General features: G+C 49.0%; 13 protein-coding genes. 6 read left to right on the forward strand and 7 right to left on the reverse strand.

Annotation, left to right across the window (positions count from 1 at the left end; translation table 11 throughout):
• The first annotated feature begins 386 nt into the window (after nt 1-386).
• Nucleotides 387-1,340, forward strand: a complete 954-nt coding sequence (locus tag Enr17x_RS05065) for an IS110 family RNA-guided transposase (RefSeq protein WP_145306499.1) — start codon at nt 387-389, stop codon at nt 1,338-1,340.
• Between the two features lie 490 nt (nt 1,341-1,830).
• Here the strand turns inward: Enr17x_RS05065 and Enr17x_RS05070 are convergent, their stop codons facing one another.
• Nucleotides 1,831-3,120, reverse strand: a complete 1,290-nt coding sequence (locus tag Enr17x_RS05070; protein ID WP_145306501.1) for a Gfo/Idh/MocA family protein — start codon at nt 3,118-3,120, stop codon at nt 1,831-1,833.
• Nucleotides 3,121-3,174: 54 nt separating this feature from the next.
• Nucleotides 3,175-3,849 (reverse strand): 3-keto-disaccharide hydrolase, encoded by a 675-nt coding sequence (locus tag Enr17x_RS05075; protein WP_232100954.1) that lies wholly within the window; start codon nt 3,847-3,849, stop codon nt 3,175-3,177.
• 236 nt (nt 3,850-4,085) lie between these two features.
• Here Enr17x_RS05075 and mtnA point away from each other — a divergent pair, with 236 nt between their 5' ends.
• Nucleotides 4,086-5,168, forward strand: a complete 1,083-nt coding sequence (mtnA, locus tag Enr17x_RS05080; protein WP_145306503.1) for an S-methyl-5-thioribose-1-phosphate isomerase — start codon at nt 4,086-4,088, stop codon at nt 5,166-5,168.
• A 24-nt stretch (nt 5,169-5,192) separates the two neighbouring features.
• Here mtnA and Enr17x_RS29455 read toward each other — a convergent pair whose 3' ends face one another.
• Complete coding sequence (locus Enr17x_RS29455) at nt 5,193-5,828, reverse strand: hypothetical protein (RefSeq protein WP_198000974.1); 636 nt, start codon at nt 5,826-5,828, stop codon at nt 5,193-5,195.
• Between the two features lie 470 nt (nt 5,829-6,298).
• Here Enr17x_RS29455 and Enr17x_RS05090 point away from each other — a divergent pair, with 470 nt between their 5' ends.
• From Enr17x_RS05090 to Enr17x_RS05105, 4 genes are all read left to right on the forward strand, one after another.
• Nucleotides 6,299-6,886, forward strand: coding sequence for a hypothetical protein (locus tag Enr17x_RS05090; protein WP_145306505.1), 588 nt, complete (start codon nt 6,299-6,301; stop codon nt 6,884-6,886).
• 606 nt (nt 6,887-7,492) lie between these two features.
• A complete protein-coding gene (locus Enr17x_RS05095; protein WP_232100955.1) occupies nt 7,493-9,541 on the forward strand; it encodes a type II and III secretion system protein family protein in 2,049 nt (682 codons plus the stop codon).
• Nucleotides 9,542-9,702: 161 nt separating this feature from the next.
• Nucleotides 9,703-10,332 (forward strand): hypothetical protein, encoded by a 630-nt coding sequence (locus Enr17x_RS29460; RefSeq protein ID WP_198000975.1) that lies wholly within the window; start codon nt 9,703-9,705, stop codon nt 10,330-10,332.
• Nucleotides 10,333-10,801: 469 nt separating this feature from the next.
• Nucleotides 10,802-13,141 carry a tetratricopeptide repeat protein gene (locus tag Enr17x_RS05105; RefSeq protein WP_145306509.1) on the forward strand — a complete coding sequence of 780 codons (2,340 nt, stop codon included), beginning with the start codon at nt 10,802-10,804 and terminating at the stop codon, nt 13,139-13,141.
• A 30-nt stretch (nt 13,142-13,171) separates the two neighbouring features.
• On the opposite strand, the gene dnaA is transcribed toward Enr17x_RS05105, so the two are convergent.
• The 4 genes from dnaA to Enr17x_RS05125 form a co-directional block, all read right to left on the reverse strand.
• Complete coding sequence (gene dnaA / locus Enr17x_RS05110; protein WP_145306511.1) at nt 13,172-14,692, reverse strand: chromosomal replication initiator protein DnaA; 1,521 nt, start codon at nt 14,690-14,692, stop codon at nt 13,172-13,174.
• Nucleotides 14,693-15,040: 348 nt separating this feature from the next.
• Entirely contained in the window at nt 15,041-15,976 is a 936-nt protein-coding gene (locus tag Enr17x_RS05115) for a GNAT family N-acetyltransferase (protein WP_145306513.1), read from the reverse strand.
• 123 nt (nt 15,977-16,099) lie between these two features.
• The gene (locus Enr17x_RS05120) at nt 16,100-16,666 is read right to left on the reverse strand and encodes an anti-sigma factor family protein (RefSeq protein ID WP_145306515.1); all 567 of its coding nucleotides are present in this window, start codon (nt 16,664-16,666) and stop codon (nt 16,100-16,102) included.
• Between the two features lie 6 nt (nt 16,667-16,672).
• The gene (locus Enr17x_RS05125; protein ID WP_145306517.1) at nt 16,673-17,305 is read right to left on the reverse strand and encodes an RNA polymerase sigma factor; all 633 of its coding nucleotides are present in this window, start codon (nt 17,303-17,305) and stop codon (nt 16,673-16,675) included.
• Between the last annotated feature and the right edge of the window lie 530 nt (nt 17,306-17,835).

Below are 17,835 nucleotides of genomic sequence, written 5' to 3' on the forward strand. Positions count from 1 at the left end.
TATCTGAAGTGCTCGTTGATTCCATGATCTCTGTAGGGTGCGGACCCATGTGTCCGCCCGCCTTGTGTCATTCATTTAGGATTCTACCTGTGAAGGAAGTGGCTGGAACGTTCAAGCGGTTTCATGTTGAGCACGTCGATAGTGCGGGTCGACCCCTTGTATCTGCTCTTGACTGTCTAGAGTTCTTTGTTTTGATAGGCAGATAAAGCCAATGTTTCCCGCCTTTAAAGGCGGGAAACATTGGTGGCGAGTGTCAGATCGTGTCGGCCCCTGGTCTTAAAGACCGAGTTGTAGCTGGATCGCCACTCGCTTCTCATGCCTTAACCCGTACAGTCGCCAGAGCGGTGCACCACCACCAGCTCGTATTTGCAAGGAAGGGCCTTAGCATGCATCAGCTTAACACAGAAGACGTTGGGATTGATATTTCAAAAGCCAAGTTTGATGTCAGTTTCCCAGATCGTTCCAAGTCCGTTGTTTACAAGAACACACCAGCCGGGAGAAAAAAGTTAATCGCCACACTCATGAAGCTTCAGCCAATTCGAGTTTGTCTGGAAGCAACCGGCGGCTGGGAAAACAGGCTGGTTGCCTGTCTGCACCAGCACAAGTTTCCGGTTTCTGTCGTCAATCCCCGACTGATCCGGGACTTTGCCCGAGCGAAGAATCAACTGGCCAAAACCGATGAGATTGACGCGCGCATCATCAGGGAATATGCCGAGGTGATGGACCCACGGCTCACTCCACCTTTAACAGAGGCCCAGCAGAAAATGCGTGAATTTACTTCTCGCCGGGAACAGACCAGCAAGATGATCATCCAGGAAAAGAACCGTCTGGAGACCATTGTGGACCAGGACGTCATCAAGATGATTGAACAATCCATTGCTTTCCACAAAGAACAGCTCAGGCTGATCGAGAAGGAACTGAAGGCACTGATTGACGCCGACGAGGAGTCCCGTAAACGTTCGAAAATCCTGCAATCGGTACCAGGCATCGCCAGTATCACGGCAACTCTGCTCATCTCAGATCTGCCGGAACTGGGGAGCCTGAATCGAAAGCAGATCTCACGGTTAGTCGGTGTCGCACCCACGAACCGCGACAGCGGAACCATGAGGGGAAGACGGACGATTGGCGGCGGACGAGTCCGGATCCGGAACGGATTATACATGCCCACCGTAGTGGCCTTGAGGCACAACCCGATCATCAGTGCGTTCTATAAACGGCTCGTCAAAAACGGAAAACCGAAAATGGTCGCACTCGTGGCTGCCATGCGCAAACTGCTCATCATTCTCAACACCATGGTCAAAGAAGGAAAACAATGGGAGGCAAACGTGAGAAATTCCTGAATTTTTAAGACAGTCGCTACATTTGGAATCAGATTCGTGATATCGCATTCACTGTTGCCCCTACCTGGATTTGACAAACTAATTAGTATGAATTTTCTTGCGGGGCGTGGAGGCGTCAAGAGGGAGCGACAAAAATTAACTTTCGAAGGAGTGATGATATGCTAAGAAGTGCTTTCAATTCCCTGTTTGGGACCGATCAAGCGTTGCGATGTCGTTTGATAATTGAGGTGCGGGTGAGCAGTGTTTTGGGAAATCGTGCTGAAACAAGCGGGTTTTATAGTGCTGATATTCTCAGTGGTTTCGAAACTTCACCTGAACCAGTAGTGCTCACTCGCGCGCGCGACGTTATCTCCGCATGTTAGCTGAGGGCGTGGATGTGTCTATACGAAAAAACGCCCTGAAAACAGGGCGTTTTTGTATTTTGTGCGATTCCTGAATTTGTCAACAGGAATTCATATATTCAAGGATGAGCGACATGCGCGGCTCTATTTCAGGAACTGGTTTCGGGGAAATGGCTGAGTTCCAGGGTATTGGCGGGAGCCATCTTTTCGTTTTTGGTATCCCAGCCCATCATCTGACCGGAACGCCAGGATTCATTCGCCATGTTGACCGCGACGACTCCTGCCAGGCCGAGTTCACTCGGGCAGTTAAGTGCTTCGCCGTTGCGCAGATGATTCTGCAGATTCGTGTGATGCAGCTTGGTATCTTCTGCACCCGACTTTTTATGTTCCGCGAGTACCTTGCCATCTTTGTCTTTCGCAACCCAGCCTTCACGGGTGAAGTAGAGGGTGCCGCGATAGCCGCGAATCAAGTGATCGATGCCGACGCGATTGCTCATCGTGCCGAGAACGTAGACTGTCATGCCGCGCGGGTATTCGCAGATCATTTCGAAGTTATCGGGCAGGTTGCGTCCGTCATTCCACTGCCAGATACCACCCATGCCGACAACGCGACGGGGGTAAAGCAGGTTACAGGCTTTCATAATTCGCGTGATGCGGTGAATGAACAGGTCGGTGCAGATGCCACCCGAGTATTGGGAATAGTTGCGCCATTCGAAGTAGTGGTGCGGGTTCCAGTCAATCTTTGGTGCGTGTCCGAGCCAGGCGTCCCAGTTGAGATCGGCCGGTTTGGCTTCATCGTCTTTGAGACCGGGGCGACGCCAGGGACCTTGCGAACCGTAGCGGCGGACGTATTCGATCTGGGCCTGTACGACCTGACCGAGCACGCCTTCTTCAATCGCTTTGGCGGCAGAGGAGTAGGAATCATCGGACATGCCTTGCACGCCGACCTGGATCGGCAGCTTGGTCTCTTTCTGTTTTTTGATGACGGCTTGAGCCTCGGGGATGCTGTGCGTCATTGGTTTTTCACAATAGACGGCTTTGCCGGCATCCAACGCGTCGATCGTCATTTGTGCGTGCCAGTGTTCCGGCGTGGCGATGGTGACGTAGTCGATGTCCTTAATTTCCAGAACCTTGCGATAGTCGTCAAAAGCATGCTGGGCGCCGGTTTTGGTTTTGCCTTCTTCAGCCCGGGTTTTCCAGCAGTCGGCAACGGCGATGGCTTCGACGTTATTTTTTTCCTTGATGGCGTTGTATGTATTCATGTGGGCGTTGGCCATGCCGCCCGCGCCGATGAAGCCGACGCGAATCCGGTCATTGGCACCAAGAATGCTGCCGTAGCTTTGTGCGGTCCAGGCCAGGCCGGCTGCGACGGTGCTGCCGGTCTGGAGGAAACTTCTGCGCGTGACTTCAGAGGAAGCCGCTTTCTTTTCAGAACTCATGCGTACTTATCCTGTTTGAAATTAAGGAGTGATCGAAGTAGAAAACTCTGTCACTTACTTGAGTTCTTTGATCCGCAGATTTTTGAACTCAATTTTCGCGCCATGACCACACAGGCAGATATGTCCCTTGTCCCGTTTCAGGCCGGGGTGATCTTTGTGATCGATGGTGCCGTTTTTCTTGGCGTCGGTCATATCAAAGTCGACAATGACGGTGCCGTTCAATGTGACTTTGACTTTGTTGCCATCGACGAGAAGTTCCTGTGTGTTCCATTCTCCAACCGGTTTGAGGTGACCGCGTTTGGCGGGAGCGGTACCGTAAAGAGAACCGTGGTACTGGTATTTCTGAAGCTTGGCGTATTTTTTAGCCGTGTCATCAAGGATTTGGATTTCTTTTCCAGCATAAGCGGGGCTGGTTTTGGGATGACGTGGCACGTGGAAGCCGATGCCGTTATTCGCGCCGGGTTCGAGTTTGAAATCAAACCGGAGCACAAAATTTTTGTATTCTTTGTCGGTGAAGAGATTTCCGCCGCTGTCTTTTTTGCTGATGAGCATGCCGTCTTTGGCGAAATATCCGTCGGTGGCACCTTCCCAGCCATCGAGGTTTTTACCATTGAAGATGCTGACAAAATCGCTGTCGCAATGTTCTTCTGCGATCAGAGGTGTGACAGCGAGACTGGCGAAAGCCAACAGGCAAAGGGCAGTGAATTTTCGGGTCGTGAATTGAAGCATCGTGTTGATTCCTTGATATTTCGCAATTGCTTGTAAGTCAGGAAGGAAAATCCTGTGATATTTAAGGATCTTTAAAAAGGTGTGCAGGATCGAGCATACCAAAGTGCGATTACCAGAATCAATGGAAAACCCGCCGAAAGCGCATGGTTTTTTGTTTGAGGACATTTTGATTAGAATCGCTATGATATAAGAAAATGAGTTTCTCACATGGTCATTGAAATAGAAGCAGAACGGATATGAATTTAGAGAATCAAGCAGGGGCTGATGTTGCGACGATGCGCTGGGTTGGCGGAACAGATGGATATCTGAAGATGATCGATCAGACATTGCTGCCAACGGAGTTTCGAGAGATCGAATGTCGTGATGTCGAGACGGTCTGGGAAGCAATTAAGAAGTTGCGCGTTCGCGGTGCGCCGGCGATTGGGATAGCCGCCGCTTATGGGGTTGTGCTGGCGTTACAAACCGGCGCGGGAACGGAGCGGCCTGACTTCGATCAGCGATTAATTGAAGCTGCGACGTATTTATCAGAAAGCAGGCCGACCGCCGTCAATCTGTTCTGGGCATTAGAGCGGATGCAAAAGCTGGCAGAGAGTTCCCCGGATCTTTCCAATCCTGAGATGCACAAACTGCTGCTGGAAGAAGCGCAGTTGATTGAGGTCGAAGATTTGAAGATGTGTCATCAGATTGGTGAGGTAGGAGCGGAACTGCTTTCCAAGGGGGATGGCGTTCTCACACACTGCAACGCCGGAGGTCTGGCAACATCAGGTGGAGGAACGGCGCTGGCGGTATTCTTTGAAGCGGCCCGACAGGGAAAGCAGATTCACGTTTATGCAGATGAGACAAGACCATTACTGCAAGGCGCGCGATTGACCACGTGGGAATTGATGCAGCGTGGAATTCCCGTGACGTTGATCAGCGATTCGATGGCGGGTTGGGTGATGAAGGAACAGAAAATTCAGGCCGTGGTGACCGGTGCGGATCGGATTGCCGCGAATGGCGATGCGGCGAATAAGATCGGTACGTATTCGGTGGCACTGCTTGCCAGTTTACACGATATTCCGTTTTATATCGCGGCCCCCTCCAGTACCTTTGATTTGAGTCTGGAGAGCGGCGAGGAAATTCCGATTGAAGAACGATTGCCTGAAGAGATTACCAACGGCTTCGGTAAGCAGACCGCGCCTGACGGAGTCGATGTTTATAACCCGGCATTTGATGTAACGCCCGCGAAATACATTCAAGGGATTATCACCGAGCGCGGTCTGATTGAACCGGTCACGAAAGAAGAAGTCTTGCGTGTGCTTGGTTCCGACCCTGCATAAATAATAGATCTCGGTATCAGCTTCTTAGTAGCGGGGTGCCTGATTGTATCCCGGTGCTGTCTGTTGATACTGCTGCGGCTGCACAGGTTGTTGCTGGTATTGCTGCTGATACCGTGGTTGATATTGGGGCTGTTGCTGCTGATAGGAATTCTGTTGCTGATAAGGTTGGGCTGTCTGATATTGAACCGGTACCATGGCAGGCCGTTGCTGCAGATAGGTCGAGCTGTTTTGTTTTTCCTGATACGCTCTCTTACGTTTTTGTATTTCTTCGATATCTTGTTCGCGAGGCGGCAGGGTATAATTTTTCCAGGTGGCCTGTTCCTGATATCGATTCCAGAAATGCTGCGAGTAGGCTAATTGAGGCGTAATACCCCAGCCGGACGCGGTTTGTGTTTGCGAAAGTACGTGCCGGTAGTTGTACGGTTTGAAATAGTGATAGCCGCTATAAGGAGAAATTTCCTGAAAGTAGCCATGCTGCCAGGGGTATTGGGAATCGAACGGGTAGAGAGGGTCTCCATAGATTCCGCTGGTGACTCCTTCGCTGGTCATGGGGTAAGCAGCCTCATAAGGAAGTTCGGTAGCGCCATACTGGCCGCTCGAAATCATAGGATCTCCGCTGACGGCAGCAGCAATGGCAATGGCAAAAATGGTGGTCGACATATCCGAAATTCCTCTGTATCAAACAGACAGAGACGATGCTCTGTGAACTGGCACAATCGTTAAGCTTGTTGTTAGAGAGAGACTCTCCCGTACTCTTAATTATCGGTAGATCCAGCGGTCTGTTCTTCAGGTTCATCACAAAATTCGCAGGATGTAAATCACATACGGGTGCTACAACCTGAATATTTTCAAATCGGGTTAGAGTATCCAGTGAAAATGGACCGGCAGAATCTGCCGAAAGCGTGCTCTGATTTCAAAAAAAATCGTGCTGATCGGCTTCGCGTCAAAAAATGATGTAGGTTTGATAGTAGACGCGAGTGATGTCCATTTGAAGTTTTGCGGCATTCATCGTGATCATTGATAAATTCGGATAACGAAGCGAGACGCGCTACTTAATAGTCTGATGAATGTTTCTTTTCATCATCATGATGATCATTTGAAATACTGACATGAGGTGTAAGTGAGTAATTATGCAACAGTTTAAAATTACAACGATCATGGTGATGGTTTTTATCGGTTCTGGATCTGTCTACGCCGATGATGTTGTCATCCCCGGCGCTGATTTGGGAAAATCAGCCACGTTGCCGCCGCCCCCTGGCAATGTGGCACCACAACCGGACCCCGCCGCAAATGCGCAAACTCAGCCACAGGCGGGACCTGCTACCAATCCGGATGCGTTAACTCGTCCGGTGCCGGGTTATCAGGGTGGTCCTTATGTTCGGGGTGGCAATCAATACTGGTTACCTAATAATGTGGTTCCTCAAGTCGGCTCACCATATTACTATAGTGCGACTCAAGGTCCCGGCGGTACCTATGGCATGGCGGGACCAAACGTGGGTATTCGAGCCGGTCAGACCTGGTTTGGTGGCTATAATGAAGCAAATACCGGGGCGCAAAATCGGGGGCTGTCTTCCGATCCTTATACCCGTCATTTCGGCCCTGGGTTTTATCGATCGAATGAATATGGTCATTTACGATTTCCGTCCTATAGTTACCGCCGTCCCTGGTACAATCCAGGTGCTCCGACTTATAACCGCGATACGAATTATCGCTGGTAATCCTAACATCAAGTGAGATTGATAGATAAGTTGAGATCGATTTGTTGTTGTCTTCGATCGCCCCGGTTTTCCGCCGGGGCGTTTTTTTTATCACTGAGTTATAGGGGTTTACTCGTATCTTGCGTGGTAGAAGAGGAAAATTAAGTCGAACCAGTCTAATCCTCTTTTCGTGATTAGCCGATACAAACAATACAATGTGGTATGTATCTACCCAAGTTACGTTCTCTATTTCTGGAATTCGGATAAGAAACCCCAATTTTTAGAGTGATCGTCGCGAATTGATGCGTGCCTCGAAGTGATTGTTTTGCAGTACGTTAGGGAAAACTTACTGTCATAAAAATAGATTGAAATACAGATTCTCAATCCGGTCGTTTCGTATTTTCGGGCGATGAATCAACCTGTATTAAAACACTGATATTATGCGAATTACCTTTTTCCTCTTTGCAGGTAATTGGGGAGCAACTGCGGATGTTCAAGCAGAACTGCCATGGATCGGCAATTCGATTATTAAAGAAGCATCGATTTAACAACGCGCTTCAACTGATCGCGATTGTGATAACATATTTATTATCAATGTCTGAGCCTGCGCAGGCTCAGGGGCCGTCGATGATGCAGTTGCCCGTTCCTCCTGTACAAAGAGATGCCCAGCAGTACGCCCCCGCACCGATTCAAGTTTCTCCAGGCGATGCCAGACAGTATCAACAGGCACAACAGTATCAACAACCACAACAGGTTCCTCAGGGAATGATTCCCATTCAGAACGTGCAACACCAGACTCGTGGTCCACGGGTTCAGATGGTGCAGGATACGGGACGAATTACGCGAAAACCTTTGCCATCACAGATCCGATCCACGCCGGGTATTTTTGATGAAATGGAAATCATCATTCGGCGGAGTCAGTTGATCATCACGAATTCACGAATCAGGCGGTATGCGATTGCCGATCCTTCAATTATCGAATTTGTTACTTACTCGCCGACAGAAATTTCCATTGTTGGTTTGCAGTTGGGAACGACGACTCTAACACTCTGGTTTGAAGGGGACGATACCCCGATTACTTACCTGGTTCATACTATTCAAGATCCGAGTCTGGAAGGCCAGCGTCGGATTGATTACGGCAAACTGGAACGCAAAATTGCAGTTCTGTTTCCGAACAGCAAAGTTTACCTGATTCCTCTGTCACGAAAAATCATCGTTAAAGGGGAAGCTTCCGATGCAACCGAAGCGGCGAATATCCTGTCTGTGATCCGTGGTGAAGTGATCAACTATGACGGGAATCTGGGAGGTCCTCAGCCTTATGCTACAGGGGTTGGTTATGGAGGGGCCGGGGTTGATTCGACGTATGCAGGAGTCAATTTCGATTACGCCTCTTCACTCATTGTCAATATGTTGGAGATTCCCGGCGAATTTCAGGTGATGATTCATGTAACGATTGCTCAGATGAACCGTACGATGATGCGGCAGCTGGGTGTTGATTTAGCGGTTCTGTTTGATAACGGTCGTCAATTTATCGGCTCAACGATGGGGGGAGTTCCTTCCACGCTGACGGGTATTTTTGAAGCCGGTGAAGTGAATGTATTGATCAATGCGTTGGCACAGAACGGTACAACGAAAATTATGGCGCGGCCGACGTTAACGGTGTTAAGTGGCCACTCGGCGAGTTTTCTTGCCGGTGGTGAATTTGCCGTGCCGACGATTGTTGGAGTTGGTGGTGCTCAGGGAACATCCACGACATTCCGTGGTTTTGGTACCTCGATTGTCGTGACGCCGATCGTGATTGACAAAGATTTGATTCGAATGCGAATTGTGCCGGAATACAGTCAGATCAATGATTCCAACTCGGTTCAGGGGATTCCCGGTTTGAATTCCCGAAGAGCCCAGACGACAGTGGAACTCCGCGAAGGACAAACGATTGTTCTGGCTGGTTTGTTTGGCAGTGATTCTTCTGTCGGAGTCACACGAATTCCCTGGCTGGGAGAAATTCCCCTTGTCGGCAGCTATCTTTTCAGTTCAAAACAGTCGAGCCGGGGTGAATCAGAACTGTTGATTACAGTGACGCCTCAGTTGGTTCGTCCAATGGAAGAAGACGAAGTACCACCTTATCCCGGACATGAAGTGACCATCCCCGGAGATAAGGAACTGTATAAATATGCGATGACAGAAGGGGCTCCTGACAAAGAGGTTTATCAGTTACAGCCTTACGGTCGTGAGGCAGGGCAAGGGGTGCCAGTGGGATATCGAATGTTTAATCCTGCACCAGCTTCGCCGTATTATCCGCCGATGAACACGGGGACGTATCAACAAGGGGCAACACCACAGCCGATTCCTCAAAGAGGGAACAGCATCCCGGCTCAGCCACGACCGGTTCGACCACCGGGGCCGATTCGTTCGAACCAGCATCAGCCGCTACCTCCGCCACCAGCGCCAGGGGTCAGTGGTCCACAGGCTCAGTCAGCGGGAGCATATCAGGACAGTATCTCGCAACAGCAGAATCAGCGTGGGTTCACTCAAATGATCAAAGAGCGATTCCAGAACAGAACCAATGATAATAATACCTGGGTACAACCGGCAGGTTATGTCGATCCCCGGATGAGACGGGAATCTGCCGAGCCTCAGAAAAGCCGGTCAAAATTTCCCTGGAGCAGGTCAAAGTAGTTAATGCCCAGAGTGATGAGTTATTTATTTCTGGCTGTGTGAAATCAGTGAGAACATCATTTCTGGTTTAGAATCCAGATTCGATTTTGCTTGATTTATTAAGCGAAGTGGAAAGCTGGAAATGATAAATGCAAAAACGTCGTTAAAAATAATTGAGGGACATGATGGCCCGACTATCAATATTTCATAAAATGATCCTTTCTACTACCTGCGTAGTGCTGGTTGCCGGTTGCTGCAGCTGGGGTGGAGGAAAGTGTGGAAAATGCCACTGGGGTGGTGGCGGAGGCAATTGGGGATTCCATAAGCGTTCTTTTGCTATTCCTGAGGTCTACCCACTGGGCAGTGTCAATCGTGCGCACTATCACACAATGGAGTCCAACGCGGAAGCTGTCGATTTCATTATTAACCGCAACGAATTTGTTGAGAACAGTGCCGAGCTGACGACCAATGGAAAAGATCACATTCTCGAGATCGGTGCCCGAATGCGGAGCAATCCATATCCCGTGATTGTGGAGCGAAGTGATAATAACTACGCACCCGAGCTAGACGCCTATCGACGACAACTGGTTGCCCGAATTTTAACCGACCTGGGAAATCAGGATGCTGATCAGCGGACGATTGTCTCGACGCCGTATGGTCGCTCGTTGAATTCTCGTGAAGCCGAAATTGATTACTATCGCTTTATCTCAACTCGTGGAGGAATCGGCGGGTTTGGAGGAGGCGGTGGCGGATTCGGTGGTGGTGGATTTGGCGGCGGTGGCTTTGGTGGGGGCGGTGGAGTCGGATTTTAATTTCAGACCGGTCCCGTTGGCTAAAGCGGAATTCAAACCCTCAAACGATCAAAAACGCCATAAGAGCATTGCTTTTGTGGCGTTTTTAAATTCTTATTTGACAATGGCTTAAGAGACAAAATGAGGTCTCATTCTAAGCAAAAAACCTCAAAAATGAGCGTTAGCAATTCGTTGTCAAATTCGTATCGACATGATTTGCGAAACGACATAGAATCCTCGCCTGAATCTCAAGTCTAATCATTTCTCTCAAAATTCTCCCTAAATCACAATTCCCATTTCCAGGCTATTCATTCAATCGAAGAAGCCTCGACAAAGCCGGTTCTGACCCAGACAACGATCAAACGTTTTCGCTGTCTTCTCAGGAATCTAGCTATTGCCGTTGCTGTTGATTAATGGCTTCGATGAAATTATTGAATCAAATAAAGCAGAGCAATCTGCTCTGTACTTGCTGGATCAAGGTTGATACCCGATGAAAACTCGCATGTTTCAACATACCATTTTTTTGACATTCTGTTGCATTACATTGTGTGGATGTCAGTCTGCTCCCTTTTCTCGCCGCTTTCAGAAAAATGAGTCGCTTTCTCAAAAGTCAACTGAATCGGAAGAGGAATCAGCGATTCAGAAAAATCTGAGAGAAGCGATGGCTGCCGAGCGTGCAAAAGGACGTTTGGAAAGACAGCAAAGAAATGGGCCATCAGAATATCCAGAGAGTCTGGCCGGGGTTTCAAATCAAGATGAGATGCTGAGACGTCTGGCTGCGAAGGTGGAATCTCAAGCTTTACCTTTAAATTCGACACAAAATCCGATTCAACAGCCCCAGGTCGCGGCAGATGAGTCGAAGGTGCTTCGCGAACTGAATCTGGCATATGACGCCGACCGGGCAGGAAATTTTGAGAAAGCACAGGGATATTATCAACGGGTCCTTTCGATGGATCCGGATAATTTTGAAGCCTTGCATCGTCTGGCGATTATTGAAGATAAAAAACAGAATTTTCCGGCAGCAGAAGCCTACTATCTGGGGGCACTTAAATTAGATCCATCGAACTCAGATCTCCTCAGTGATATCGGATATTCCTATATGCTACAAGGGCGTGATGATTACGGCGAACGGTATTTACAGGAAGCACTGAAATATCAGCCCGGTCATGTTCGCTCACTCGATCATCTTGGGTGGTTCTACGGGCGTACAGGGCAGTACGACCAGGCACTGGCTCTGTTCCGGATGACAGGCAACGAAGCAGAGGCACAATTGAAATTTGCACAATTGTTTCCAGGGGTCGATCCGAATCAGCGATCTGCTCAGGCAAGTATGACTCCTTCGCAGATTCAGCACCAGTCACAGAAACAGAATCCAATACAACAGAATCCGGTACAGATGGGAGCTCCCGATCACTCAGTCCCCCGGATTCAACCGGTGGGACAGGTTCAGTCAGACTATCAACAGCCGGTACAGTACGCTGCTGCCGGGAACCCTCAGGCACCAACTGCGCCTGTGATGTCTCAAGCCGGAAATAATCCGACGTTACAGATTGCTGAAATGATGAAACGCGAACGGGAGAAAGCAATCCAGGCGCGGAGTGCCACTGCAGCACCACAGTTGCCGGCGATCAATCCAAATCAGGCGATGGTACAGCAGTATACTGGTTCTCAGATGCCGGTTGACAATCAGCAAAATGCTCAGCCATACCAGTCTGCTCCTGCGGAGCCGAATCCTACAGCCGCTTTTCCTGCAACAACCGCTCCTGCTGCCGCATCAACTCAGATTCAGGCCTGGCCTCCTGTGGGAGATCCGGGAATCGCACAGGCTGCACAAGCGTCAAACTATTGGGCATTGAAAGAACAACAACTACAGAATCAATACCAACAACAACAGCAACAAATTCAGAACCAGAACCCCCGACAACTAAGACAAGCTCCTCAAAGGCAGCTTCAAAATCAGTCTTATCAAAATCCGATTGCACAGGGGTTACAGCGACAGCAGCCAGGCCAGAATCAGAATCTGCCACGCGGGGGGCAGCAAATGAAAGTGCAACAAGTTCCCCAACAACGCATGCCAGCGAATGTTCCCCGGGCTGGACAGCCTTTATATGGAAACCAGTATCATGTGCCCGGTCAGTTTCCCGGTTACCAGATCAATGCGACACAGTCTCCCGCTCAGCAGAAGCAACCTGCTTCAGGAACGATTCAGCAACAAAGTGATCAGGAGTTGATTCGTGAAGCGGTGCGGACCGGAATGAATCTGGGCCCCGGTCAGATGTTTCCTGTTGCCGAAGGAAGCCCGCACACTCCCAATGGTTCTCCATCATTGAGTGCTCAGATGAATGCCGGAACGATTATACCAGCGTCTGCCCAGGTCCCAGCCCAGAATGTGTTTCGACCAGGAGGCCAAAATATTCAGCAGGCACAAGTGGGGCAGCCGATCTATCAGCAGCAGTCCTCAGGTGGAATTCGTCAGGCTGGGTATGAATATTCCAATCAGGCCAATCCTCAAGGGGCTGTGAAAAATGCGTCGCTGCAGTACCAGAGTATGCAACAGGCTCCCGCAACACTGCCTCCATCAGTCATGTATTCCAGTAACCCGGCAGTCGCACCTGCTAATGTGCGGACGATGAATACGGATCAGGATCAGGGGCTTCAGCAAAATAATTATGGAACTGGGATGAATCCAAGCCAGAATCAGAGACAGGCATTGATTAACCAGAGAGCTAACCCACAGTCCTCGTCTCCCTTTCAGTGGGGAGCAGATCCGTCTGATTCACAGCAGCCTGCGACACAGTATCGCTTTCCCACTCAGCAGGGGCAGTATTGAGAGATAGAGAATGAATTCGGATTTTTCGTGTTAGCTGGCCAGGAGCTGTTGTTCCAGTGATTCAATAATTTCTTCTGTCGGCCATTCCTGAAGTGCGACCTGGATGGACGAGTGATTTTCGAGCCATTTTCGGACCTGTTTTTCTGCGAACATGACAGTGCTGTGATTACGACCGCCAAAAAAGTCGCCGATTTCACTGTACGCAGCCTGGGTCAACTTTCGGGCGAGAAACATGGCCAGCATTCGAGGCTGGCTGATATTTCTGGCGCGGCGTGACGATTTCAAGTCGGCCTCAGAAACTCCAAATGTATTGCAGACGATTTGCTTGATGTCATCCAGTTTGATAATTCGTATGCAGTCCCGTTCCAAGTCCGCCAGAATCTGTCGGGCCATCGTGGTGGTGATTTTCTGACTGGTCATGACATGGTAGGTCTGAAGACAGTTGATGGCCCCTTCCAGTTCCCGCACATTATTAGTAAAACGTCGGGCGACATAATCCAGAGCGCCTTCGGTGATGGGGGTTTTTAATTTCAAGGCACGCTGGCGGGCAATCTCAAGTCGTAACTCGGTTTCGGGCGATTCCATTCGGCAGACTAAACCAGAAAGAAATCGCGTCGTTAATTCCTCACTCATTTTGGTCAGCAGACGGGGATGTCTGTCAGACGAGAAAACCAGTTGGCGACCATGGCTTTCCAGATGTTTGATTGTGTGCAGCAGTTCTTCCTGAAACATTCGCTTGGATTCAAAGAAATCGATGTCATCGATGATCAGGACATCGACATTACGGAATCGCTGACGAAAGCCGGGCAGCGACCGTTCCTGCAGTGCTTTAGAGAAATAGTTTCCGAATGCCTCTGCGGTAAGGAATACAACCTGTAGAGACGGGTACTGCTGTCGGACTTTACGGTAGAACCCTTCCAGCAGGTGGGTCTTGCCAACGCCGACTCCGCCGTGAATAAATAACGGATTATAAAGTGCCCCAGGCTCATCACTGGCTTGCTGAGCTGCCATGAACGCGAGTTGATTGGACTTTCCGGTGACAAATGAGCTGAGATCGGAAAATCGTCTGCCTTTATAGGGAGCCTGCTTGCACGCTTGATTCTGGTCAAGCCGTTCACGATCTGGTTTCGGTTCCGAAGTGGTCGCGGATGAGTCCGCCGAAGGATCTGCGTCGACATCGGCGGACTGGTTTTTTGTTGATTTGCTGTTTTCCTGACCGGTTAGCTCAGGATTGACTTCAAAGCGGTATTCAGCCGATGGGCCAATGCAGGCAACAGCGGTCGCGTAAATAGGTGAGGAAAACTTTTTCTGCATCCAAGTCAGTAAAAACGGGCTGGCGACTCCTACAACAAGGAAGTTTCCATCCAGTTTAAGACTGACCTTTCCTGCAAACCAGTTCTGGAAGCTACGTTCGCCGACCTGTTGCGCAAGTAATTGGTAGATCGATTGCGCATCGGATTCAGTTGTCGCAGGCCCCAGCTTGGCTTCCGTTGGTCGCTTTGTTGACGAAGCACAAAGCGTACCCTCCACTGCCAAAGACGTGGGTTGCATCTTGCACCCTCCCCCCGCGCGCAAAATTTCCACCCATAATACAGGAAAAAGCGAAATCCTGCTTTTTCAGTATCGATCATGGTTGTGAGGTATATTTGGAAATGATGCGCTAAAAAGCTCCATTGATAACAGCATCGAAAAGATCTCAGGCAATTGTCTTTAGCGACGCTGCGTTTACTCATTCAGTGATTCCGATACTAGCTTGAATTGGCAAAGAGTCAAACAGAAACGGAGAGGAAATTTTTCAGAATTTTGAGACCGAAATCAAAAGCCGTTTTACCAGTAGAAAATAACAGATTTGGCGAAAAATTATTTTATCAGGCAGAACAGACTGTTGTTCAAAACATGTTAATTAATATTTGGTTTTTTTTCAGGGAATTGCGAACGTAATCGCGCGTGGACGCTTAATGTGTTTTGTCTGACAAATCCCAAATCTTCGTAAATCTTTATCGCAAAGGAATTTTTGTAGTCAACGGCGAGTATGACGGCGGATTGATGTTGGGCTTGCGCCTGTTGTAGTCCGTGCTGAATAAAAGCAGTTCCGTAGCCGTGTCCCCGTTGTTCGGGAGCGACTCCCATGTAAACGACTTCCCAGACGTTGTCCGCCTGGTGTTCCGAAAGCAGTAGCACGCCTAAATCAATTCCGGCCCGATGAAACAGGTACCAGTAGCGCTGGTCAGAGTCACCGGAACTGCGATGTGACACTAAAGATTCTTCTGCAGTTCGAATATCATTCAGTACTGGACAATCGTGCGAAGACTGATGGGTCTGATCCAGGAGATCCAGGAATCTCTGGTGGTTTTGCTGTTCATCATATTGAACCCATTCGAGCGGCTTCTGTACCGGAAGCCTGGACTGACTGAGATTGGTCAGAGGATGTCTCATGAAGAGCAGGTCGGTCAGGTGGGGGAATCCATTCCGGGTCAGTAGTTTTCGTTGCTGGAGTTGTCTCGGGCTAAGCAGCGATTGACCGATACTCACCCCGGAACGATCGATTCGTCTGACCATCTCCTGTAATATCGCGTCAGCACAATCGTTGCTTTGGCTAAAAGGGGGCCAGAAGAAGGCTGTCGCGGTGTCCGTGAAGACCAGTACGCCTGCGCCGACCAGCGTTCCGCTTTCTCTGGCAATCAGGATCTGGTGCTGGTCACTATTGCTGCCATTGATGGATTCCAGAAATTCCTGAATTTGAATCTCTCGTTCTGCTTCTGAAGAATCTGCAAAGATAAATGCAGACGCTTCAGACTGTTCCTCAGTAGTCGCGAGAGAGACGGTAATGGACATGGGCAAATTTTAATTTCCAACTCAAAGGTAGTTCAGCAGCTTAGACCTCGATGCAATTTCAGTAGTATCATAAAAAAAAGGCTGGTCGATTGACCAGCCTTAGTTTGGAAAGGAGAGGAGTTCTTAAAATTTAACTGAGTGTAAATTAGAAGTATTTGTCATATCGTGCCTCAATCGAGGCAGGTTATACCCAAAGGGATTGCTATTTGCCTTCAATAATCCGTCGGGTGCCCCCCATTGCTGATCCTGAAGGTCATGGAAATTATTATCGATGGTATTCAGATTATTATTCCCGAGCAGACCTACCGGATGTGGGGAACCTACTGGCGTAGTAAACGCAGGTGGATCTGTCTGTGGTGAATTTGTCACCAGCAGCAGGGCCAGGCAGCAGGCAACCGTTGTCAGGGTTGGTAAGAGAAAATTGAACTGTGTCGGGCGATTTCTCCGACGACGTGCTACAATTTTGGCAGAAACCTGAGGCCAGACGCTATCCTGCAATGAAGGCACAGGCGCGTTGTCAAACTGTTTCTGAAGTGCTTCATAGCTTTGTTGCAGCTCCTCATACTGGGAACGGCATTGCTCACAGTTCTTGAGCTGTTTTTCCAGGAGTCGTAGCTCAGCCTCGGACAAATCGTTACCGACGGCCAGAGCGACTCGTGACTTTAAACCATTGCATTGCGTGCAGTACATGTCTTTTTATTCCTTGCCGGACATGGAGTTTTCAACATTTTGCCGGTTAGACCACAGTTTTTGAAAGCGATTTCTTGCTTCCGCTAAGCGCCAGCGAATTGTCGCTTCTTTGCGATCCAGAATCGCAGCGATTTCGGATGTCGAAAAGTTTTCCAGATCTCGCAAAACGAGCACGGTCCGATACTTTTCGGGGATTTCTTCCAGAATCGCCTGAACTTCCTGATTGATATCGAGCTTATTCCTTGGATCCGGTACAGAAGGATCAAAGGGTGTTTCTGAAGGACTGTCGCTGAATAACAGCCACCACCCTCTTCGTTTCTGTTTTCGTAGATAATCCAGCGCCTGATTAACCCCAATACGAAACAACCAGGGACCGAAGCGCCGGGATGTATCGAACTGATCGAGCCTCTCATAACTTTTCAGGAACGTATCCTGAGCCAGATCTTCTGCTAATTCCGGGCTTTTGACAAACTGGATCAACACACGAATGAGTCGTCTCTCATAACGAAGGACTAACTCTCCGAACGCATTGTCATCACCCTTGCGAACTGCTTCCACCAACCGTGCATCACTAATTACGCCACCAGATGGTAGAGAGTCTCTTTCCTCAATTTTTTTATCGACCATTTCTAACTGCATGTCTACCTCCCCTCTCCGCGTTAATGACACGCTTTGATTTTCTTACGATGAAGAGGGGAGAAATGATGGGAATTTATTGTAAATTCTGTAATCGAAATAAAAAAAGACTCGAATCCCTGTGCCTGCTTTTAATTATACATGGCAAAACTTCGTTTTGGGGAGTATTTGACTCAGGATTCATGTAATTACTTAAGTATTTATAAAGTCTTATTTTAAGTTGATTGTTTACATAAAAATCGCACAATATTCATGCTGGTTTAGTGTCCGTGCGGATACTTGGGACGGATTTGGTTTTGACTTTCGTGCCGAATCTAACGGTCTGACTGGTGTGACGTGTGAGGCAGCACTACAAGTGATGTTTGTGGCAAGAAATCAGAAGATCGTTCATTTCTAAGGATTTACAAATAGTCCCCGTTTTCCAAACGAGCGAACACGACCAGTTTAGCGTCCTGGTTCAAAAGACTCGGCACTGAGAGGGTGAACGTTCGCATGATTCAATCTTTGTTTCTGCATTACATTTACAGCGGGAT

The organism is Gimesia fumaroli (assembly GCF_007754425.1).
Classification (GTDB): Bacteria; Planctomycetota; Planctomycetia; order Planctomycetales; family Planctomycetaceae; genus Gimesia; species Gimesia fumaroli.